We start from the raw sequence: 21,624 nt of genomic DNA on the forward strand, positions 1-21,624 counted from the left end.
TTCAGCCTCGCATCGCTTTGCCTTGCGGGTCGTACGGTGATGGCGCAACAATCCGTGCAGAGCGTTCGACACCGACCACATGCACTGACAACTCGGTCCCCGGCTCGGCCTTGTCTCGGTTGACCAGCGCCATTGCCAGCGATTTGCCGGTATAGTGGCCGTAGCCGCCCGAGGTCACAAAGCCCACGCGTTCGCCGTCCGCCCAGATGGGCTCGTACCCGCTGGCGTCAGCGTCCAATGCGTCGACCTCCAGCGTGACCTGCACTTGGGCCGGTCCGTTGCCGTCGCGTTCCGCCAAGGCAGCCTCTTTGCCGACAAAGGATTTATCCCAGTCGATCCAGCGATCCATTCCGGTCATCCCCGGCGTATAAAGCTGTGTGAATTCCGCCGACCAGATGCCAAAGCTCTTCTCAAGCCGCGTGGACAGCATCGCGTTGAAGCCACATTCTCGGATGCCTTCGTCGGCCCCGGCTTCCAGCAAAATCCGACGCAGTTTTATGTGGTCGCCATAACGGCAGTTGATCTCGTACCCTTTCTCGCCTGTTACCGACATTCGGGCCACACGGGCGCGGACCAGACCGATATCGAACTCGCCGCAGCCCATGAATTTCAGACCCGAGATATCCTGCTCGGCCAGCTTCTCGACCACCGCCTGCGATTTCGGGCCAACCACGGCGAAGCCGCAGTATTCTTCGCCCAGATCGCGGACCGAGACGCCGTCGATCATGTGGTCATCGAACCAGCGCATGTGCCAGGCGCGCAGGTAATAGCTGCCCATGATCCACCACGTCCCGTCGCCCCAGTTCAGAACGGTCAGGTCACCCTTCAGCCGCCCGTTCTCACCCAGCATCGGGGCCAGCTTGGCACGTCCCGGCGCAGGCAGTTTCGAGGCCATCACCCTGTCCAGCCAAACCTGCGCGTTGGGGCCGCTGACTTCGAACCGCGAGAAGCCGGTAATATCCATCAAACCGACACCCTCGCGGATCACCTTGCACTCCTCAGCCACGATGTCGTGTGCATTGGAACGTTTCAGGGTTGGCGTTTCCTCGAACCCTTTCGGCGCAAAATAGAGCGGCACTTCCAGATCCCAGCTGACGCCCCACTTACACCCGGCTTCGGTCATAGCATCATGCGCCGGGGCCATTTTCAGAGGACGCCCCGCAGGCAATTGCTCGTTCGGATAGGTCATCACGAAGCGGCGTGAATAGAACTGCCCCGTGGTTTCGCGGATATAGCGTTTGTTCTGCGCAAAATCGCCAAAGCGGGCCACGTCCATGGGCCAGGCATCCGCCTCGGGCTCACCATGGATCATCCACTCGGCCAGTGTTTTACCAACGCCGCCGCCCTGCAGGAACCCGGCCATCACAGCACAGGCCGACCAATAGCCACGTTTACCCGGCACCGGCCCGACCAGAGGGTTACCGTCCGGCGCAAAAGTGAAGGCGCCGTTCACCCAAGTCTTGATGCCCACATTCTGGATCGAGGGGTAGCGTTCGAAACCCAGCGTCAGCTCATTCTCGATCCGATCCAGCTGTTCCTGAAACAGTTCCTCGCCATAGTTCCACGGCGCACCGTCCATGGACCAGTGTTCGTGCTCGACCTCGTAGATACCGACCAGAACGCCTTTCTGGTCCTGCCGCATATAGGTGAAGCCTTCTAGGTCCACGGTCATCGGCATCTCGAAATCTGCCTGCGCGACCTCGGGCACGGTATCGGTGATCAGATAGTGGTGTTTCAGCGGAGAAACCGGCAGTTCTACCCCCGCCATGCGCCCGACCTGCTTCGCCCAGAGCCCCGCCGCGTTGACCACATGTTCGCAGGTGATCGTGCCCTTGTCGGTCACAACCTCCCACCCATCGGCCGTCTGCGTCAAGCTTTCGACCTTGGTTTCCTCATAGTATTCCGCACCGCGCTTTTTCGCCGCCGTCGCGTAGGCCTGGACCGTACCGGTCGTGTCGATATAGCCTTCTCGATCAGCCCACATCGCGCCCAAGACGCCATCGGTGGACATGATCGGGCAGCGTTTCTGCGCCTCTTCCGGCGACAACAATTCGCAGTCATCAATGCCGATGGACTGGAAAATACGGTAATTCGCCTGCAACCACTCCCACCGTTCGGGCGTACCTGCCAAGGTCAGACCGCCGGTCATGTGCAAACCGATATTCTGGCCTGATTCTTTCTCGATCTCACTCAGCAGGTCGATCGTATAGGCTTGCAGCGCCGCCATGTTTGGATCGGCATTCAGCGCGTGAATACCGCCCGCTGCGTGCCACGATGACCCCGAGGCCAGCCGTCGTCGCTCAAGCATCACCACATCCGACCAGCCGAACTTGGCCAGATGATACAAAACCGAAGCGCCTACGACCCCGCCTCCGATAACCACAACGCGATACTGAGACTTCATCCCGCTCTCCCCTGCATGACTTACACGGGACGCTAGACGCACTGTTCACTTCTGTCTAGACATTTATGTACAGTTCGTGACGACGGTTTGTGTTGATTGAATTCAACGAAATTAAAGTTGGGCGCTGGGGCGCGCTGCGACCTTATCGAACCATGCCTGAGTCGCTTTGTTTTCTTGCGGAATTCGCATTCTTATGACGCGCGCAAAATCTACAAATACAAAGGCCGAGATATCAGCCAGGGTAAACTCCGGACCTGCGACATAGGCACTTTCCGCTAAGCGCCCTTCGAGCATGTCGAGGAATCGCCTCACCCTTTCGATCCCGCGTTGGGCCAATTCCGGGATTTGCGCATAATTCGCCGGGCCGGGAATCGCGCGACCTTCGAAAACGGGATGGGTATTGCGCAGCGCCTCGGCGACCGGCGCACCGCCTTGCTGTTCGACAATACTGTTCCACATCAGAACCAACCCCTTTTCGTCAGATGTACGGCCCATCAGCGGCGGCTCGGGGAAGCGGGCTTCGAGGTATGCCGCGATGCCAAGGTTTTCGGTCAACGCGGTCCCCTCATCTGTAACCAGTACGGGAATAGTGCCATTTGGATTGACCGCAAGGAATTCATTGCTCATCTGCTCGCCTTTGGCGATCGAGATGTCACGCGTTTCAATTTCAAGCCCTTTTTCAGCTATGAACATCCGCGCACGGCGCGGATTAGGTGCGGTCGAGCAATCATAAAACAGCATTGGCATCCCCTTCAGCGGCGATAGACGAAACAGCGCCCCGCGACGGCCCCGTCGGGTAAAGACAACTCGGTCAATCCGTCAAAATACATACGGTCACTAGACACCATCAGTCCGCCCTCGGCCAGCAACGGCTCGATCAGAGGGGATACAAACCGCGCGAAAGCGTCGTTCTTTTCGCGGTTATGCCCGCCAAGGTCAGCATGAATCAGGCTGGCGGTTGCGCCAAAACGGTCCAGCGATGCCGGCAACGTCTCGCGGACATCCCCCAGAATCACCAGATCGTCCGGAGGTGTCGAGTCCGGGTGCGACGCGACCGCGCGTTCGAACACATAGACCGGTCGGTTCCGCACATACTGCACCATGTGATGATAGGTGCGACCATTGCCCAGCCCCAATTCGAACACCGGTCCCGGCATGTCCTGGGTCTGGTCAATGGCAAAGTCCAGACAAGCCCTTTGCGAGACCATACGGTCGATAAACAGATCAAGACGACTTTGGGGATCGGACACTGGGAAATCTCTCCTTGATAGTTGCCGACGCATAACAAGGCAACGACACCACCTGTGATGACAAATCATCAAGGGTTTGTGTAGGCAATTTCGCCGCAGTTTCATATTTCCGCGACATTTCAACACAAGAACGGGTTTGACTAAACAGGGGCAACCGCGCGAAACTGCGTCAAAAAACACGGGGAGTTGATCAAGCCTATGCCGAGTGACGGCCGAACGGGTGGAAAACCCGCATGACTGCGTTGTTGTCTGTCAGGGATCTTAGCATCGGGTTCGGTGCTGGTGAGGCCGTTGTTCAAGGTGTCAGTTTTGACGTCGAGGCCGGGCAGACTTTGGCACTGGTGGGCGAGTCCGGCTCTGGCAAAACCATCTCGTGCCGCGCAGCACTTCGGATCCTCCCACGCACGGCGCAAATTCGCAGCGGGACCATTACTCTGAATGATTCCAAAGGCATGGAAAACCTGACCGCGATAAGCGAGCGCCAGATGCGCGACATTCGCGGCAATCGGGTCTCGATGATCTTTCAGGAACCTATGCGGTCGCTGTCGCCGCTGCACAAAATCGGCAATCAGGTCAGCGAAGTTCTGTGGTTGCACCGCGGCGCATCCGAGGCGCAAGCCCGCAAAGAGGTTCTGACCCAATTCGAACGCGTGGGATTCCCCGACCCGCAGCGTGCCTATGATTCTTATCCGTTCGAGCTGTCCGGCGGGATGCGGCAACGCGCGATGATCGCGATGGCGATGGTCGCCAAGCCAGAGCTGCTGATCGCGGATGAGCCGACCACCGCGTTGGACGTGACCACTCAGGCTCAGGTGCTGGGGCTAATCAAGGAGCTGCAGCGCGAGACGGGCATGGCGCTTATCCTTGTGACACACGATCTGGGCGTGGTAGCGAACATGGCCGAACAAGTGGTCGTCATGCACAAAGGCCGCGTCATGGAGGCCGGCGCCGCTGCGCCAATTCTGACCGCGCCAGCGCATCCATACACGCAGCAATTGTTCAATGCCGCGCCCGCGATTCCTGAAAAGGACGCAGTAGGGCTGCCCATGCCCCATGAGGACCTCATCCTGCAAATGAAGGATGTGTCCAAAACCTATACGATGCGCTCCAGCAAGGGTTGGCAGGGCGATCGAATGATCTATGCGTGCCGGGGCGTCGATCTGGATCTGGCGCGCGGCAAGACACTGGCCATCGTCGGTGAAAGCGGATCGGGCAAAACCACCGCAGCCCGTATTGCACTAGGGGCCGAGCCCCCCGATCCGGGCGGCGAGGTGCTGTTTCGCACCGCGCCCGACGCCGATCCGATCACGGTCCATAAAATGACCCGCGCCCAGCGCACCGCGTTTCAGCGCAAGGCTCAGATGGTGTTTCAGGACCCCTACAGCTCACTCAGCCCGCGCATGCGCATTCAGGACGCCATGACCGAGCCGCTTGAGATTCACAATATCGGCTCACCAGCTGAACAACGTGACAAAGCGGCAGACATGTTGAAACGCGTCGGTTTGAACGCCGACATGCTAAAGCGCTACCCGCATGCGTTCTCGGGCGGCCAGAGACAGCGTCTGTCGATCGCACGGGCAATGATGCTGGACCCACAGCTGATTGTCTGCGACGAGCCGACCTCGGCATTGGACGTTTCTGTGCAAGAGCAGATCCTGACCTTGCTGGAAAACCTGCAGGACAGCCTGAACCTGTCTTACTTCTTTATTTCTCACGACCTTGCTGTCGTGGCCCGCATTGCCGACGAAGTTGCGGTGATGCGCCGGGGTCTTGTGGTGGAACAAGCGCCGCCCGAGACCCTGTTCTACAACCCGCACCACCCCTACACAAAGGCGCTGATTGCCGCTCAACCGGAACCCGACATCAACCGGCCCATTGACCTGAATTTGGTTGCTTTGGGCGCCGGTTCCCCCGACAGTTGGGAAGACGCCTTCCGATTTACGGACTCCGTGATACCTTCGTTGGTAGAGATGGAGCCCGGCCATAAGGTACGATGCCATGTTTAAGACCCCTCGCCCCCTGATCCTGGCAGCCGCCCTGTCTGCGTTTTGGTTTCCGCCCGTCGTGGCCGAGACACCCACCCCGCAGGAAAGCGCTTTCTGGCAAGCCGAAGTGGCTGCCGGAAACCTCCCCCCTGTGCAAGAACGCCTACCCGCCGAACCATTGATCGTCGATCTGAACGCCAAGGGGCGCGAATTCGGCACTCCGGGAGGAACCTTGCGAACCATGGTTACCCGTTCGAAGGACATCCGGCAGATGGTCGTCTATGGCTACGCCCGGCTGGTAGGGTTCGATGAGAACTACGAAATCGTGCCCGATCTGCTGGAATCCTTTGAAACCGAAGACAACCGGAAATTCACTCTGAACCTACGCGAAGGCCACAAATGGTCGGATGGATCCCCCTTCACATCCGAGGATTTTCGGTATTGGTGGGAGGACGTGGCAAACAATGAATTGCTCAGCCCGTCGGGACCACCAGATTTTCTGATCGTCGAAGGCAAGACACCGACCGTCACCTTCCCGGATGAAACGACCGTTGTTTTTGAATGGGAAGACCCAAACCCGGATTTCCTGCAGTCGCTTGCTCAGGCCCGCCCGCCGTTTATCTACCGCCCATCTGAGTTTTTGAAACAATACCACGAGAAGTTCGCAGATGCAGAGGAGCTGGCCTTTCAGGTTGAAGACGCCCGCGTCAAAAGCTGGGCTGCACTGCACAACAAACTCGACAACCTCTATAAGTTCGACAATCACGAGTTGCCGACGCTGCAACCCTGGCTGAACGCCAGCTCGGGTAAAAAGATCCGGCACAATTTCGTGCGCAATCCTTACTACCACCGTATCGACAGCAAGGGCGTCCAACTGCCCTATATCGACGTGGTCGAGATGGAGATCGTGGCACCCGGTCTGGTTGCCGCAAAAACCAACGCAGGCGAGACCGATCTTCAAGGTCGCGGGCTGGCGTTCCGGGATGCGTCGATCTTGAAAAAAGGTGAAGCCGGCGGGGACTACAAGACACTGCTTTGGAAAACTGGTGTTGCATCCCAGATCGCGATTTATCCAAACTTGAATTATGCCGATGAAGGCTGGCGTGATGTACTGCGTGACGTGCGCGTGCGACGCGCGCTTTCGCTGGCCATCGACCGCAAGACGATAAATCAGGCGCTATATTTCAAACTGGCACAGCCGGGCGCGATGTCGGTCCTGCCGGCCTCTCCTTTCTACAACGAAGAAAACGCCAAGGCTTGGGCGCAGTATGATATCGACAAGGCCAACGCATTGCTGGATGAAGCCGGGCTGACCAAACGCGACAAGAACGGTGTTCGCCTTCTGCCTGACGGTCGCCCGATGGAGCTGATCATCGAAACCGCAGGCGAGCGTCAGGAGGTCGAGAATGCCCTGCAGATCGTGACAGATACGTGGCGTGAGATTGGTGTTGATCTGGTAATGCGCCCACTGGACCGCGACATCCTGCGCAACCGAGTATTTGCGGGCAACACCATGGCCTCGGTCTGGTTCGGCTGGGATGACGGCATTCCGCAAGCCCACACATCACCTGCCTATCTGGCCCCAACGGATCAGGTGTTTCTGGCTTGGCCGAAATGGGGTCAATATTATCAAACCGGTGGTGATGTAGGGGAAGCCCCTGATATGCCTGAAGCCGCACGGCTGATGGAACTGGCTCATGACTGGGAAATCGCGACCACAGATGATGAGCGCAAAGCCGTGTGGACCGAGATGCTGAAGATCCACGCTGACCAGCTTTATGCGATTGGTATCCTGAATGGTGCCCCACAACCCGTCGTAGTATCGAACCGTCTGCGCAACGTACCCGAACAGGCCATGTGGGCATGGGAACCCGGCGCGCATTTTGGCATTCACCGACCCGACGAGTTCTTCTTCGCCGACTGACAGGAGCAGCTAAATGATAATGCTGCGCTACGTGGTGTATCGCTTTTTCACGATGCTGCTGACGCTGCTTGTGGTGTCAGTGCTGATCTTCGTTATCATCAACCTGCCGCCCGGAGATTACCTCAGCAACCAGATCGCAGAGCTTCAGGCATCGGGTCAGTCTGCAGGTGTAGCCAAGGCGGAATTTCTACGCACAGAATACGCTCTGGACCGTCCGATGTGGGAACAATACCTGATCTGGATGGGGTTCTGGCCCGGGCCACATGGGTTTGAAGGCCTGATACAAGGCAACTACGGCTGGTCCTTCGAGTTCGATCGTCCCGTAGCCGAGATCGTGGGCGACACCCTGTGGCTGACCGTTGTGGTGAACCTTGCCGCGATCCTGTTTGTTTATGCCGTCGCCCTGCCGCTGGGCGTGCTCGCGGCGGCGCGGTCACGGACCTGGATCGACTATACCTCGGCTTTCGTAGGGTATCTGGGTCTGGCCACGCCAAATTTTCTGCTGGCGTTGATCTTGTTCTACTACGGTCACCAATATTTCAACCTACCCATCGGGGGTTTGATGGATCCGATCTACGAGGGGCAGCCGATGAGCTGGGACAAGCTGAAGTCCATCCTGATCCACCTGATTGTTCCAACCTTCGTGATCGGCACCTCGGGCGCGTCCGCGATGATGCAGCGGCTACGCGCGAACATGCTGGACGAGCTGGGCAAACCCTATGTGGAAACCGCCATCGCGAAGGGTATGGCTCCGTCGCGGATGTTGACCAAGTATCCCCTGCGCGTGGCCTTCAACCCGTTTGTGGCCGATATCGGCAACCTGCTTCCCTCTATGGTGTCGGGGTCGGTCCTGGTCTCGGTGGTGCTGGGTTTGCAGACCATTGGCCCGACCCTACTGACGGCGCTCAAGACGCAGGATCAGTTCCTGTCGGCCTTTATCCTGATGTTTGTGGCCCTGCTGACGCTGATTGGGACCATGATCTCAGACATCTTGCTGGTCATGCTGGACCCGCGAATTCGGTATGAGGGGCGTGAAGCATGACCAAACGCTCTGACGATCGTTATGTCGACGATGCCCCCTTCGATCCAGACGCCGCCCTGCAACAGCTTGAGCGCGCCGATCTGGACGCCCCCAACTGGCTGCTGGTCTGGCGCAAATTCCGCACCCATAAACTGGGCCTGATTTCGGGCATCTTCCTGCTGCTGTGCTACCTGATGCTGCCCTTTGCCGGGTTCATTGCCCCCTATGGTGCGAATGAACGCAATGACGAGCATCTTTATGCCCCGCCCCAAAGCGTCAACTGGTTCCACGAAGGCGAATTCGTCGGTCCGTTTGTCTACCCGACGGTGATCGAGGCCGACCTTGAGACCTTCCAGTGGAAAGCCGTGACCGACACCAGCGATCCGCGCCCGCTCCAGTTCTTCTGTGAGGGGGCCGAGTACAGGCTGGCGGGGCTGATCAAGTCGGACACGCATTTGTTCTGTGCGCCCGAAGGGGCAACGCTGTTTCTGTGGGGGTCCGACCGTCTGGGTCGGGATGTCTTCAGCCGCATTCTCTATGGCGCGCAACTGTCGCTGACCGTGGGCCTCATCGGCATCTCGGTGTCGTTCTTCCTGGGCATCCTGTTCGGGTCGATGGCGGGCTATTTCGGCGGCAAGATCGACTGGGTCATCAACCGCGTTATCGAGGTTCTGCGGTCCCTGCCCGAACTGCCATTATGGCTGGCCTTGTCTGCGGCGGTGCCCTCAAATTGGAGCCCGGTTGCGGTGTTCTTCATCATCTCAATCATCCTCGGGATACTCGACTGGCCCGGCCTTGCCCGATCCGTGCGCGCCAAGTTCCTGTCGCTGCGCGAAGAAGAATACGTCCGCGCGGCCGAGATGATGGGCGCAAGTTCGGGCCGCGTGATCCGCAAGCACCTACTGCCGAACTTCATGTCCCATCTGATCGCGTCGGCCACGCTGTCGATACCTGCAATGATTCTTGGGGAAACAGCACTGTCCTTCCTTGGACTTGGTTTGCGGGCTCCAGCCGTCAGTTGGGGCGTAATGTTGAACGATGCCCAGAACCTCGCGTCGATCGAGATCTACCCGTGGACAGCGATTCCGATGCTACCAATCATCGTGGTGGTTTTGGCCTTCAACTTCCTTGGCGACGGGCTGCGTGACAGTTTGGACCCCTATCAACAATGACCCTGCTCTCCGCGCTTCCCGCTTCCGACAGCTACCGCGTGACCGGCAGCGGGGCGCGGCCCAGCGCTTTTGCCGTGTCCGAGCTGGCAACCGCGAGCTTTGCGGCCGTCGGTCAGGAACTCATCCGATTGATGAAGTCGCTGAACCTTGTCAGCGACGCGCCCGAATTAACGGTTGATCACCGTTTGGCCTCGCTTTGGTACGGTTTCTCGTTCAAACCGGAAGGGTGGGAAATGCCCAGCCTCTGGGACGCCATCGCCGGAGACTATCAGGCATCCGACGGTTGGATCAGGTTGCATACGAACCTGCCCGCCCATCGGCAGGCCGCCCTGAAAATTCTCAGGGTCAAGCCTGACAGGGATGCCGTGACCCAAGTAGTCAGAACATGGTCTATCGTCGATTTAGAAGCAGCCATAGTGGCCGAGGGAGGAGCAACAGCCGCAATGCGCAGCCGCTCGGAATGGCTGGAACATCCACAGGGCCGGGCTGTCTCCCGCGATCCGTTGATCGGCTGGCATAATCCGCGTCAAGTTACGTTACGCGACCGACCGCAAGCGACAGCCGAACGTCCGTTGGCCGGGTTACGCGTTCTGGATATGACCCGCGTTCTGGCTGGCCCGATCGCGACGCGTGCCCTGGCGGGGTTTGGCGCCGAAGTTCTACGCATCGACCCCCCTAGCTGGGACGAACCCGGCGTGATTCCCGATGTTTCGCTGGGCAAGCGTTGCGCCTATCTGGATATGAAAACACCCGCCGGCCTTGAAGCCGTGCAAGACCTTCTCTCTCAGGCGGATGTGTTCGTGCATGGTTATCGCCCCGGCGCACTGGACGCGCTTGGCCTGACACAGACGAAACGGGATGCGCTGGCACCCAATCGCATTGAAGTCACCTTGAATGCCTATGGCTGGCAAGGACCTTGGTCCAATCGGCGCGGTTTTGACAGCCTTGTGCAGATGAGCGCGGGCATCGCGGATGCCGGGCGAAGCTGGGCCAAAGCAGATAAACCAACGCCGCTGCCGGTTCAGGCGTTGGATCACGCGACTGGGTATTTGATGGCGGCCGCAGCGCTGTCGGCGCTGTCCGAGGCAGCCTTGGGCAATTCGATCATGCAGGCGCGACTGTCTCTGGCCCGAACGGCCGAGTTGCTGGCCGTGTTGGGTAAAGCCGAAACCTCAAATGAAATCACTCGCGCCAACCCAACCGATTATGCGCCGGCCCCTGAGAAATCCGACTGGGGTGTCGGCCATCGCCTCAAACCAGCCCTTCGCGTGGGTGGCACGGATATGATCTGGTCCCGGCCTGCCTCCAAACTGGGAACGTCTGATCCCATCTGGCCTTCGCTTAAACCATAGCGCAACCGCCGCGCGGAACGCGCGGCCCGGCCCAACGCTTTTGAGTGCGTCTCGTCAGATACGTGTCCAAAAGAGGCGGGAGCGCGTCCTACCTGTCATCCCCTCCACCAGGGCCGATATCGTCCAGATAGTCCTCGTCAATCGCGGCCTGAACAGCGCCCGTTACTGCCTCGCGCTGTTTCGGCGTCAGATCTTCGGTAACTTTTTCATCGGCCAAGCGCACTGTCACCTCTCGATGGGCGAAGCGGATACCTTCGCGCGCGAACAGTTCGCGAATTTCCTGGTAAACCTTCTTGCGTACCAGCCACTGATCGCCAGGCTTGGTCATGAACTTGACGCGGATGATCATCGCTGAATCCTGCATCTCGATCACACCCTGAGACTTGAGCGGCTGAATGAAATTGTCCCCGATCACAGGGTCACTCAGCAATTGCTGACCCAGCTTCTTGATCAGCTTACGCACCTTCTCGACATCGGTGTCATAGGTCACCCGCAAGGGCAGCTTCATAATCACCCAGTCACGAGAATAGTTCGTCAGCACTTTGATCTCGCCAAAGGGGATTGTGTTCAGCGCACCCAAGTGGTGGCGCAACTGGAACGACCGGACCGAAATCTTTTCGACCGTGCCCTTCACATCGCCAATGTCGATATATTCCCCTTTGCGAAACGCATCATCCATCAGGAAGAACGCCCCCGAGAAGATATCGCGCACAAGGGTCTGAGAGCCAAATCCCACGGCCAGACCAACGACACCCGCGCCAGCAAATAGCGGGCTGACATTGATGCCCAGCTCCATCAGTGCGATCAGGACAATGGTGACAACGACCACAGCCAATATGGCCCCCCGGAACAGGGGTAGCAAAGTGGCAAGGCGGCTCTGCCCACCTTCACCTCCTTCATCACCCAACTCAGCCTCGGCACCGCCATCGTCAATCTCTTCTGCGATCTTCGTATCGATCCAGATGCGGAAGAAATGGAACAGGATATAGCCGATGAACATGATGACCATCACATCCAGGAACCGTTCGATGGGCAGTTCCTCGCTCCAGCTGGCATCCGGGTTCCAAATGACAACCAGCGCATAAAGGCCGACTACAAAGGCCAGGATACCCGCGACACGACGGGCCAGATCCTCATAGGTCACAATCGAATGCGCGCGTTTTTCGGCCAGAGGGGTCTCTATAACCTCCTCAACTGGGCTGACCTCACCCTCGGCGTTCATTTCTTCTATCTGACGGTTTCGGTCAAAATACCGTTCGAGCAGATAGTTCATTGCGCCATAAGCAATCACGACCGACATGAAGATGGCATAGCTGCTGGCAACGATAGGGATCGAGTTTTCATTCTCCAGCACCAGATCGACGGCCAGTTTGAACCAGCTGAAAACGATATACAGGATCAAAACTGGTGCCCACGCCAACGAGATAAAGCGCAGTATCCATGACACTTGTTCTTTGGCTCGCCCGCCCCGGATGGCATTGGAGATTGCGCGACCGTTGAACAGGATCATCAGAACATTACCCAACGCGCCCAGCATAGTCAGGCCGCCATAGACCATGGCATAGACGTTGTAGTTCAACCCGAAATCCGCAACCCATGTCGAAAACATCACGACCGAAATGTCGTAAGTCGCGATCGCCGATGCCCAGATATAAAGCCGCTTGGCGTCCCGGTCGGAAAAGGGCGGCAGCCGATACTGGCTGAGATAAGGTGACAGTACCATGCGCCAAAGATCAGAGACCGTGCGCGACAGGAAGAAGGCCGCGAAAATCGCGGTTACCGTGAACTGGATCGAGATGTCCTCAGCCTCGCCAAAGAACAGGAACCCGACGATCAGGGCCATCAGCATGGCAAAGATCGTACCCCCGATCCCCATAAGGAAGCGGAACACCAGAAACGGCATTTTTTCGCGATAACCTTGCGGGTTTTCCTTGGACCGCGCGACGACAATCCCTTTGGCAATGCGCTTGCCGTAAATCTCGGTTGAGAGCCAACGCCCCAGCAGCAGGAACAGGATGTTCCAGAACAGCACCTCGACATAGGTCTGTATCCGACCATCGGGGCTGGTCTGACGCAGGACGTATTTGACCTCGAAGATCGAATAGGGAAGCGCCTCGAGCCGGGATTGCATCGACTCGCGGAACTTAGAGAACCTCTCCTGCGCTTTCATAAGTTGAGAGCCATCAGACATCGGGTCTGAAGGGCCCGCACCGTCAGCCGCTACTGTTTGTTGACCCGAAGACACTACTTTGCCCGCACTGTCGATAACGATGACACTGGCTCCGGCCTCGGTGGCCGACCGGATAGCAGTAGCCAGGTCGCCCTCTTCGGTCGTAGATGCCGCAGTATCAGAGTTCGTTGTATAACCAGGTATAAGCGAGGTCTGCGCTGTGGCCCCGACTGCAAACACCAAAGTAGTCGCCCAGATCAACAGGGCAAGGATGGCACCAAATCTTGGTTTCATAGGGGATTCTATCCAGTTCGACATTTGCAACGCACAATACAAAAGCACATTTGCGTGTTCAAATCATCAACCGCTTGTTTTCGGGAACGGTTTTTTACTGGGTGCGCGGTACAATGGGCACGTGTCGAGTGTTTCCAATCTGACAAAAACTGAATATGAGGAGCGCGGTGCGTTGCACGGCTTAGATGGTTGTATCCATTGGTGGAAAACACGGCGAACCACAGAAAGGATCTACAACATGTAGCCAAATCGCCATGTTTGTCGGTTTCGGCAGGTCAAAGCAGAGTTTTTTACAAGCAGCCGAAAAACAAATACGATAGACGTGCAAGCGCGCGGAGCTGCACTCAGACACTAAGACGGGCGAAAGAATGAGCCTAGGAAAACAAAACGACAAAACCGGCCGTGCGCCTCGCATCCTGTTCTACAGCCATGATACGTTCGGATTGGGGCATTTGCGCAGATCCCGTGCTTTGGCAGCTGCAATAACTCAGGCTGATCCTTCGGCTTCGGCGTTGATCTTGACCGGGTCTCCAGTTGCAGGCCGCTTCACCTTTCCCCATCGCGTCGACCACGTACGCCTGCCGGGGGTTACCAAGCGCGCCGACGGGTCTTATGCCTCGCAGACGATGGGGATGGGGATTGAAGACGTGACGGAGTTGCGCTCGAGCCTTATCCAAACTGCCGTTCAACAATTCGATCCTGATGTTCTGATCGTTGACAAAGAACCCACCGGATTTCGCGGGGAACTTTTGCCAACGCTGGACTGCCTTTTGAAAACCAAACGAACCCAGATCGTCCTGGGCTTGCGTGACGTGTTAGACGAGCCCGAAGTGCTGGCCGCTGAATGGGACCGAAAAGAAGCCCTGGATGCCACCGAGACCTATTATGATGAGATTTGGGTCTATGGGTTGCGGTCGATCTATGATCCAACACAGGGGTTGCCTCTTAGCCCTGCCACCCAAGCGCGTATGCACTGGACCGGATATTTGCGCCGCGATCTGGGACCGGTCGCAGAACCGCCCGAGCAGCCTTACATCCTGATCACGCCCGGCGGCGGTGGCGATGGCAAGGCGATGGTAAACCTTGTGTTGTCCGCCTACGAGCACGACCCGACGCTTTCGCCTCGAGCTGTTCTGGTTTACGGCCCCTTCCTGTCAGGAGAACTGCGCGAAGAGTTTGAAACGCGCGTCGCAGCCCTGAACGGTCGCGTAACGGCCGTCGGATTTGAATCCCAGATCGAAACCCTGTTTGCCGGTGCGGCGGGTGTGGTTTGTATGGGCGGCTACAACACGTTTTGCGAGGTGCTGTCATTTGACAAGCGTGCCGTGATCGTGCCCCGCACCACGCCCCGGCTGGAGCAATGGATCCGGGCCTCGCGCGCCGAAGAACTGGGCCTTGTTCGAATGCTCGACGAAAGCCGCGATGGGTTGACGACCGATGCGATGATCAATGCCATCCGAGCATTGCCCAATCAGTCCCTTCCATCCGAGGTCATCTGCGATGGGCTGCTGGACGGTCTGGACTATGTCACAAGTCGAGTACACGCCTTGCTGACCGGAGAGCAGGAACGGGCCACCGGATGAGCCTTACACAACCGAAACTAGCGGTGCTGGTCAAAGGATGGCCGCGCCTGTCGGAAACGTTTATCGCGCAAGAATTGGTAGCATTGCAGGATGCGGGCCACCGGTTTGACATCTGGTCGCTTCGCCATCCTACTGACGTCAAACGTCATCCCCTGCATGAAAGGTTAACAGGGCAGGTCCATTACCTGCCCGAATACCTGTATCAGGAACCCCAGCGCGTTTGGGCCGCCCGCGCTGTTGCACGCGCCATGCCCGGCTATGGCGAAGCATACCGAATCTGGCGCGCTGATCTGCGCCGCGACCCCACACATAACCGCATCCGACGCTTTGGGCAGGCGTGCGTTCTGGCCGCCGAACTGCCGCAGGATACGCGTGTCCTGTATGCGCATTTTATGCACACCCCGTCCTCGGTCGCACGTTATGCCGCCATCATGCGAGGCCTACCGTGGAGCTTTTCCGCCCATGCCAAAGACATCTGGACCTCGCCCGAATGGGAAAAGGCCGAGAAACTGCACGCTGAAACGCATGGTGCATCTTTTGGCGCCACATGCACCGCCGTTGGCGCAGACCATCTGCGCAGCCTTGCCGATGACCCCGCGCGCGTTGATCTGATCTATCACGGGTTGGACCTGAGCCGTTTTCCGTCTCCTCCGAAACGTAACCCACGCGCGCCCGATGCACCCTTCCACATGCTCTCCGTAGGGCGTCTGGTCGAGAAAAAGGGCTTTGACCGCCTGCTCAACGCTTTCGCCTTATTGCCCACAACCCTGGACTGGCACTGGACCCATATCGGCAGCGGCGCTTTGGGAGACGCGCTACGCACCCTCGCACAAGATGTAGGGATCGCGGACCGCCTGTCTTGGAAAGGCGCATGCGACCAACCCGAGGTGATTGCCGCCATGCGCGAAGCGGACTTGTTTGTGCTGCCCAGCCGCATTGCCACGGACGGAGATCGCGACGGGTTGCCCAATGTGCTGATGGAGGCTGCGTCTCAGCGGCTGCCGATCCTGTCGACCCCGGTCTCGGCCATTCCCGAATTCATCGAAACAGGAACTCACGGTGTGCTGTCCAGCGATGACCCCACCGCGCTGGCGGCGGCCATTTCCAGCATGGCAGCCGACCCTGAATCAACTGAAAACATGGCGAAAGCGGCCTATGACAGGTTGATCGCTGACTTCCGTATGGACCCAGGAATCGCACTTTTGTCCAAACGTCTGACCGCTCTGGGGGCGGACCGGGGCTGATGGCGCGGGTTGCGTTCTACGCTCCGATGAAATCCCCGGACAGCCCGGTGCCATCCGGCGATCGGGAAATGGCCCGGAACCTGATGACCGCAATCGCGGCGCAAGGTGATACGGTCGAGCTGGCCTCGTCCCTTCGCCTTTACGACAAAACCGGGGACACGCTGGTTCAGACGCAATTGCACGAAGCCGCGGAACGCGAAGCAGAGCGTCTTGTAACAGAATTGCCCACAAACACCGCGCTTTGGGTGACCTACCACAACTATTACAAGGCCCCCGATTTGCTGGGTCCACGTGTCAGCGCCGCCCGAGGAATTCCCTATGTTCAGTTGGAAAGCACGCGCGCGACCAGCCGCTTGACCGGCCCTTGGGCGGGTTTCGCCAAAGCCGCACACAATGCTTGTGACGCGGCCGACGCGATCTTTTACCACACCGCGAACGACCTGATTACCCTAGAGCGCGAAAGGTTCGGCTCGCAGAAACTGATCGAGCTGCCCCCGTTTCTGCCCGCAGAAGACTTGCCAGAGGCGTCTTCTTGTGACGGGCCGATGTTGACGGTCGCGATGATGCGCCACGGCGACAAGCTGGCTTCTTACGAGATACTGGCCCAAACATTGGCGCATGTGGAAGGCCAATGGGCTTTGAACATTGTCGGCGATGGGCCCGCCAGACCCGAAGTTGAGGCCATGATGGCCCGGTTCGGGTCCAAAGTGCGCTTTCTGGGGCAACTTGACCGTGCTGCCGTTCAGATGTGCTATGACACCGCGTCGGTCCTGCTGTGGCCGGGCGTGAATGAGGCGTATGGGATGATCTACCTTGAGGCGCAGGCCAGTGGTATTCCAGTTGTTGCGCAGGATAGACCCGGCGTGCGGGATGTTTTGCTACCCTCGACCTACCCCACGACCGAGACAGGGCCAGCAGGGCTAGCGGCACATTTACAAAGCCTGCTGCGTGACCACACGCAGCGCCTGAAAACCGGAACCGAGGCGCGCGCCTACGTCGCTGCCCGTCACCTTTTGCCGAACGCAACCGAGACTTTTTGGAAAGCTGTCCGCCCCTTGATCGAGGGTCGGGGATGACGAGACTTGCGCTGCTCCGCCATGGTCATACACCCTGGAACCGCGCAGGCCGGATTCAGGGACGCAGTGATATTCCGTTGGACGATGATGCCCGTCAGGATCTTGCGGGTTATGCCCTGCCCGAACCTTGGGATAAAGCCGAGCTCTGGTCCAGCCCGCTGCAACGCGCAGTTGAAACAGCGCGTCTGGTCTCTGAGCGCACCCCAGACACCCACGACGCTTTGACTGAGATGAACTGGGGCGAATGGGAAGGGTTGCGCGGGGTCGACCTGATCGCGGACCCTGACAGCGGTTATCGCCACATCGAGGATTGGAGTTGGCAGTTTCGCCCACCCGGCGGAGAAAGCCCCGCAGAGCTTTGGCACCGCGTGCGCCCCTGGCTTGACGGCTTACAGGCCGATACGGTGGCCGTCTGTCACATAGGCATCATGCGGGTCATTCTCGCCAGCGCATGGGGTTGGAATTTCGACGGGCCGCCCCCCTTTAAAATCAAGCGCAACAGACTGTATATCTTTGAAACACAACCTCTGCGCGCGTGGCCTGAGCCCGTGCGCCTGATCCGCTCGGAGCCCGTCGCATGAAAGTGATGATCGTGGTCACCCACCTGCTGGGCACCGGACATTTAAGTCGCGCCTTGACCCTTGGACGCGCTTTTGTGCAAGCGGGGCACGAAGTTCTGACCGTATCTGGTGGCATGCCTGCGCCCCAACTGGACAGTTCTGGGATGTCTTTGCTGGGGCTGCCCCCACTGCGGTCAGACGGTACCAACTTTACGCGCCTGCTGACGCAATCAGGTGAGGTGGCAGATGCGGATTACATGTCCGCTCGTAGTGTTGCCCTGACCAAAGCTGTCAGAAGCTTCTCACCGGACGTACTGATCACCGAGTTGTACCCGTTCGGGCGCAGGTCGTTGTCGGCCGAGTTCACCGCCGCCTTGGACGCGGCCCGCGCGTTGCCCCGGCCTCCTGTCATCTTGGGATCGGTCCGAGACATTCTTGCGCCGCCCTCGAAGCCCTCCAAGGCTGAACGGACAGATCAGATCATATCCGAACACTACGACGGTGTCCTTGTGCATTCGGATCAAACAGTCATCCCGCTTGAGGTCAGCTGGCCGGTTTCCGAGCAACTTCAGAAGCGGTTGCACTATACCGGGTTCGTTGCGCCTGGCGCGCCGACCGCACACCCACAGCGCACCGGTGAAGGTGAAATCCTTGTCAGTGCAGGCGGAGGGTCGGTTGGACAGCCGATCTTTCAGACAGCCATCGAGGCTGCCCGAAAGATGCCCAACAGGCGCTGGCGCCTGCTGGTCGGAGGCCAGGATGCCCAAGCGCGCATCAGACAGCTGACGCCTTTGGTCAAGGATGCGTCGGTTGCGTTGGAACCGGTGAGGCCCGATTTTCGGCAAATGCTGCCAATCGCTGCCGCATCGGTCAGCATGTGTGGATACAACACCGCCCTGGATATTCTGCAGACCGGAACCCCATCCGTGTTCGTCCCTTTCGACGACGGCAGCGAAGTTGAGCAGACACTGCGCGCGCGAACACTGGCCGCCCTTCCAGCCATCGAAGTCATTCCAAGCCAGATGCTAGATGCAGAACTGCTGGCTCGGGCGATAGAAAGTGCGACATCGGGCCCTGAACGAACCGTTCCCGACCGTGGGTTTGACGGGGCTGCCAAAACCGTCGAGATCGCGAAGACGCTGTTGGAGGGCCGTATATGATACCCAACTGGCGCCCACTACAGGACGAATTGGCCGTGTGGGAACAGCACAGACTGTCTTTGCCCCTATGGTGGCGTGACGATGATGCTATCTCCGCAACGCCGCAGCTTGACCGACTGATCGCCCTGTCGGATACACTTGGGGTACCAGTTCACCTGGCTGTCATTCCAAAAACCTGCGACACAAGCCTTGTCGCCCGGGTCGACAGCAGCACCCTGATCCCTGTCGTGCATGGATGGGCGCATCTGAACCACGCGCCCAAGCAGGAAAAGAAATCCGAGTTTCGGATGCACCGGTCGATGCCAACGATCATTGGCGACGCACAGCAGGGGTTGGACCGGCTGCAGGATCTGTTCGGCGAGCGTTTGGCGCCCATGTTCGTGCCGCCCTGGAACCGTATCGCGCCCGAGGTCGTCGCGGAACTGCCTGCACTGGGCTATCGCATTTTGTCCACCGCCACGCCTCGGGCTACGCCCAACGCCGCGCCCGAGTTGCACCAGGTCAATACGCATCTTGATCCGATTGATTGGCGCGGCACACGAGGGCTTGTGTCGCCCGAGCGTCTGATTGACACGACAACCGCGTTATTGCGAGATCGACGAGAAGGCCGCAGCGATAATTCCGAACCCTTCGGCGTTCTGACCCACCACCTCGTGCATGATGACGCGATCTGGGCCTTTACCCACGACCTTTTGCACCTTCTTCTGGATGGACCCGGCGTCCCCTGGGTCGCGACCAACGAAATACGGAGACCCGAATGAGCCGACTGGATTCAATGCTGCGCCGCCTGACCGCCCAACGCGATGGGTTGAACTGGGCCGTAGAACAGATCGCGGATCACCCCGGCGATGTTCTGGACATGGGCCTGGGCAATGGCCGCACCTATGACCACCTGCGCGAGATCCTGCCCGACCGGCGAATCTGGGTGATGGACCGGGTGCTACAATGCCATCCCTCCAGCACTCCGCCGGCCGAGGATTTCCTGCAAGGCGAGGCCGAGCCGATGTTGGAAAAGCTGGCGCAAGGCGGCCCCAAAATTGCGTTGGCACATTATGATTTCGGGCGTGGCATCAAGGAAGACGATGTGGCCGAGGCAGCTCGCCTCAGCCCGCTGATCGCGCAGGTCATGCTGCCCGGAGGGCTATTGATATCGGGTCAGCCACTGGTTGGTTTTGATCAGTTTGCAGGGCCGGAAACCATTGCCCCGGACCGATATCTTTTCTACCGAGCCTAATTGGTAGTGATTTAACGCGCCCTATTAGGCGACACGCCGCCCGCGCGACCATACCCCGTTCAGCGCTGGTGCGCCTTCGCGGATACGAAAGCGGATAACATCGGCGCGGGTGCCCGAACGCAGCTCGCCCCGGTCGCCCAGACCGACCACCTGAGCCGGCGTCTGGGTAACGGTGCGCAGGCCACGCGCCATATTGCCCCACATATCTCCCAGGCGGGTTGCCGACAGCAGCAGCGCGGCGGGCACGTAGTCTGACGACAAAATATCCAGATGGCCCAGATCAGCCAGCAACTGCGCCGCGACATTGCCGGAATGAGACCCGCCACGGATCACATTGGGTGCCCCCATCATAACCTTGATTCCGTGATCGTGGCAGGCCCGGGCGGCCTCGACCGTGGTGGGGAATTCGGCCAGCGTGATGCCATGCCCCGCCGAAACGGCCACCTGATCCTGCGTCGTGTCATCGTGGCTGGCCAGCATCGCCCCGAACCGTTTGGCGGCTTTGACCGTCTCGACCTCGTGCTGATCGCCAAACCGATCGCGCAACGCCTTCAGTTGTGCCACGTGCTGCAGGAAGTCATCGTCGTTCATGCCATGCTTGCCCTTCATATAGGCCTCAAGCTGGGTCATATCGCGAAATTGGCGCTGGCCGGGCGTGTGATCCATCAGCGAAACCAGACCGACGCGATCCTCGGGGCCGAACTCGTCCAGCTCGGCCACGAGGGTTTCCGAGCAGACCTCGGCCCGCAGGTGCAGAAAATGGCTGATCTTCAGCGCATCCTGTTCGCGCAGATCCCACAGCTCGCGCGACAGCTCGCGGGCGTATTTCTTGTAGCGGTTGCCAGACGGGATCGAACCGATGCGCATCGCATCGAATACGGTGGTAATGCCGGTGCTGGCCAGTTCCGCATCGTGGGCCAGAATCGCCGCCGCGTGGGGCCAGTCGACTTTGGGGCGCGGCTGAATATGGCGTTCCAGATTGTCAGTGTGCAGCTCGACCAGACCGGGGCAGACATAGTCGCCGCCGCAATCCACTGCGCCGGGCGGCACGGTGCCGCCCGTGGCGATCTCGGCAATGGTTTCGCCGGTGATGCGGAGGCTACCTGTGACCGTTTCATCGGGCAGAACCAGCGTGGCATTGGCAAGGATCATTTCTTCTGTCATCTGAACTTCACACGGTCTGAGCTATTGGGTA

Annotated in this window: 17 protein-coding genes; 12 read left to right on the top strand and 5 right to left on the bottom strand. The window is 58.9% G+C overall.

Annotation, left to right across the window (positions count from 1 at the left end):
* Position 1 precedes the first annotated feature (1 nt).
* The 3 genes from ABWV79_RS05125 to ABWV79_RS05135 all read right to left on the bottom strand — a co-directional run bounded on the left by ABWV79_RS05125 (position 2) and on the right by ABWV79_RS05135 (position 3,687).
* Positions 2 to 2,404, bottom strand: coding sequence for a GcvT family protein (locus ABWV79_RS05125; protein ID WP_353390726.1), 2,403 nt, complete (start codon positions 2,402 to 2,404; stop codon positions 2 to 4).
* A gap of 111 nt (positions 2,405 to 2,515) precedes the next feature.
* Positions 2,516 to 3,145, bottom strand: coding sequence for a glutathione S-transferase family protein (locus ABWV79_RS05130; RefSeq protein WP_353390728.1), 630 nt, complete (start codon positions 3,143 to 3,145; stop codon positions 2,516 to 2,518).
* Between the two features lie 11 nt (positions 3,146 to 3,156).
* Positions 3,157 to 3,687: a class I SAM-dependent methyltransferase gene (locus ABWV79_RS05135; RefSeq protein WP_170354826.1), complete on the bottom strand. Its 531-nt coding sequence runs from the start codon at positions 3,685 to 3,687 to the stop codon at positions 3,157 to 3,159.
* A gap of 200 nt (positions 3,688 to 3,887) precedes the next feature.
* On the opposite strand from ABWV79_RS05135, the gene ABWV79_RS05140 reads away from it, so the two are divergent.
* Genes ABWV79_RS05140 through ABWV79_RS05160 form a run of 5 tightly spaced genes read left to right on the top strand, consistent with a single transcriptional unit; the run spans position 3,888 to position 11,108 of the window.
* Entirely contained in the window at positions 3,888 to 5,660 is a 1,773-nt protein-coding gene (locus ABWV79_RS05140) for an ABC transporter ATP-binding protein (protein WP_353390731.1), read from the top strand.
* A complete protein-coding gene (locus ABWV79_RS05145; RefSeq protein WP_353390733.1) occupies positions 5,653 to 7,563 on the top strand; it encodes an ABC transporter substrate-binding protein in 1,911 nt (636 codons plus the stop codon). Before ABWV79_RS05140 ends, ABWV79_RS05145 begins: the two co-directional genes overlap by 8 nt.
* Positions 7,564 to 7,576: 13 nt before the next feature.
* Positions 7,577 to 8,605, top strand: coding sequence for an ABC transporter permease (locus ABWV79_RS05150; protein ID WP_170354823.1), 1,029 nt, complete (start codon positions 7,577 to 7,579; stop codon positions 8,603 to 8,605).
* Positions 8,602 to 9,756: an ABC transporter permease gene (locus ABWV79_RS05155; RefSeq protein WP_353390734.1), complete on the top strand. Its 1,155-nt coding sequence runs from the start codon at positions 8,602 to 8,604 to the stop codon at positions 9,754 to 9,756. The genes ABWV79_RS05150 and ABWV79_RS05155 overlap by 4 nt, the downstream gene beginning before the upstream one ends.
* The gene (locus tag ABWV79_RS05160) at positions 9,753 to 11,108 is read left to right on the top strand and encodes a CoA transferase (protein WP_353390736.1); all 1,356 of its coding nucleotides are present in this window, start codon (positions 9,753 to 9,755) and stop codon (positions 11,106 to 11,108) included. Before ABWV79_RS05155 ends, ABWV79_RS05160 begins: the two co-directional genes overlap by 4 nt.
* Positions 11,109 to 11,196: 88 nt before the next feature.
* On the opposite strand, the gene ABWV79_RS05165 is transcribed toward ABWV79_RS05160, so the two are convergent.
* Positions 11,197 to 13,572 carry a mechanosensitive ion channel domain-containing protein gene (locus tag ABWV79_RS05165; protein WP_353390737.1) on the bottom strand — a complete coding sequence of 792 codons (2,376 nt, stop codon included), beginning with the start codon at positions 13,570 to 13,572 and terminating at the stop codon, positions 11,197 to 11,199.
* Positions 13,573 to 13,940: 368 nt separating this feature from the next.
* On the opposite strand from ABWV79_RS05165, the gene ABWV79_RS05170 reads away from it, so the two are divergent.
* The 7 genes from ABWV79_RS05170 to ABWV79_RS05200 are packed head-to-tail and all read left to right on the top strand — an operon-like array spanning position 13,941 to position 20,429.
* Positions 13,941 to 15,155: a glycosyltransferase family protein gene (locus ABWV79_RS05170; protein WP_353390738.1), complete on the top strand. Its 1,215-nt coding sequence runs from the start codon at positions 13,941 to 13,943 to the stop codon at positions 15,153 to 15,155.
* Entirely contained in the window at positions 15,152 to 16,399 is a 1,248-nt protein-coding gene (locus ABWV79_RS05175; RefSeq protein ID WP_353390740.1) for a glycosyltransferase, read from the top strand. Before ABWV79_RS05170 ends, ABWV79_RS05175 begins: the two co-directional genes overlap by 4 nt.
* Positions 16,399 to 17,475 (top strand): glycosyltransferase family 4 protein, encoded by a 1,077-nt coding sequence (locus ABWV79_RS05180; protein WP_353390742.1) that lies wholly within the window; start codon positions 16,399 to 16,401, stop codon positions 17,473 to 17,475. The genes ABWV79_RS05175 and ABWV79_RS05180 overlap by 1 nt, the downstream gene beginning before the upstream one ends.
* The gene (locus ABWV79_RS05185) at positions 17,472 to 18,056 is read left to right on the top strand and encodes a histidine phosphatase family protein (RefSeq protein WP_353390743.1); all 585 of its coding nucleotides are present in this window, start codon (positions 17,472 to 17,474) and stop codon (positions 18,054 to 18,056) included. Before ABWV79_RS05180 ends, ABWV79_RS05185 begins: the two co-directional genes overlap by 4 nt.
* Complete coding sequence (locus ABWV79_RS05190; protein WP_353390745.1) at positions 18,053 to 19,195, top strand: glycosyltransferase family protein; 1,143 nt, start codon at positions 18,053 to 18,055, stop codon at positions 19,193 to 19,195. The genes ABWV79_RS05185 and ABWV79_RS05190 overlap by 4 nt, the downstream gene beginning before the upstream one ends.
* On the top strand, positions 19,192 to 19,956 hold the full coding sequence (locus ABWV79_RS05195) for a polysaccharide deacetylase family protein (RefSeq protein ID WP_353390747.1): 765 nt from the start codon (positions 19,192 to 19,194) through the stop codon (positions 19,954 to 19,956). The genes ABWV79_RS05190 and ABWV79_RS05195 overlap by 4 nt, the downstream gene beginning before the upstream one ends.
* Entirely contained in the window at positions 19,953 to 20,429 is a 477-nt protein-coding gene (locus ABWV79_RS05200; protein WP_170753580.1) for a class I SAM-dependent methyltransferase, read from the top strand. Before ABWV79_RS05195 ends, ABWV79_RS05200 begins: the two co-directional genes overlap by 4 nt.
* A gap of 24 nt (positions 20,430 to 20,453) precedes the next feature.
* Here ABWV79_RS05200 and ABWV79_RS05205 read toward each other — a convergent pair whose 3' ends face one another.
* Positions 20,454 to 21,593, bottom strand: coding sequence for an alpha-D-ribose 1-methylphosphonate 5-triphosphate diphosphatase (locus ABWV79_RS05205; protein ID WP_353390749.1), 1,140 nt, complete (start codon positions 21,591 to 21,593; stop codon positions 20,454 to 20,456).
* Between the last annotated feature and the right edge of the window lie 31 nt (positions 21,594 to 21,624).

Source organism: Ruegeria sp. HU-ET01832, assembly GCF_040371315.1.
GTDB classification, from domain to species: domain Bacteria; phylum Pseudomonadota; class Alphaproteobacteria; order Rhodobacterales; family Rhodobacteraceae; genus Ruegeria; species Ruegeria lacuscaerulensis_A.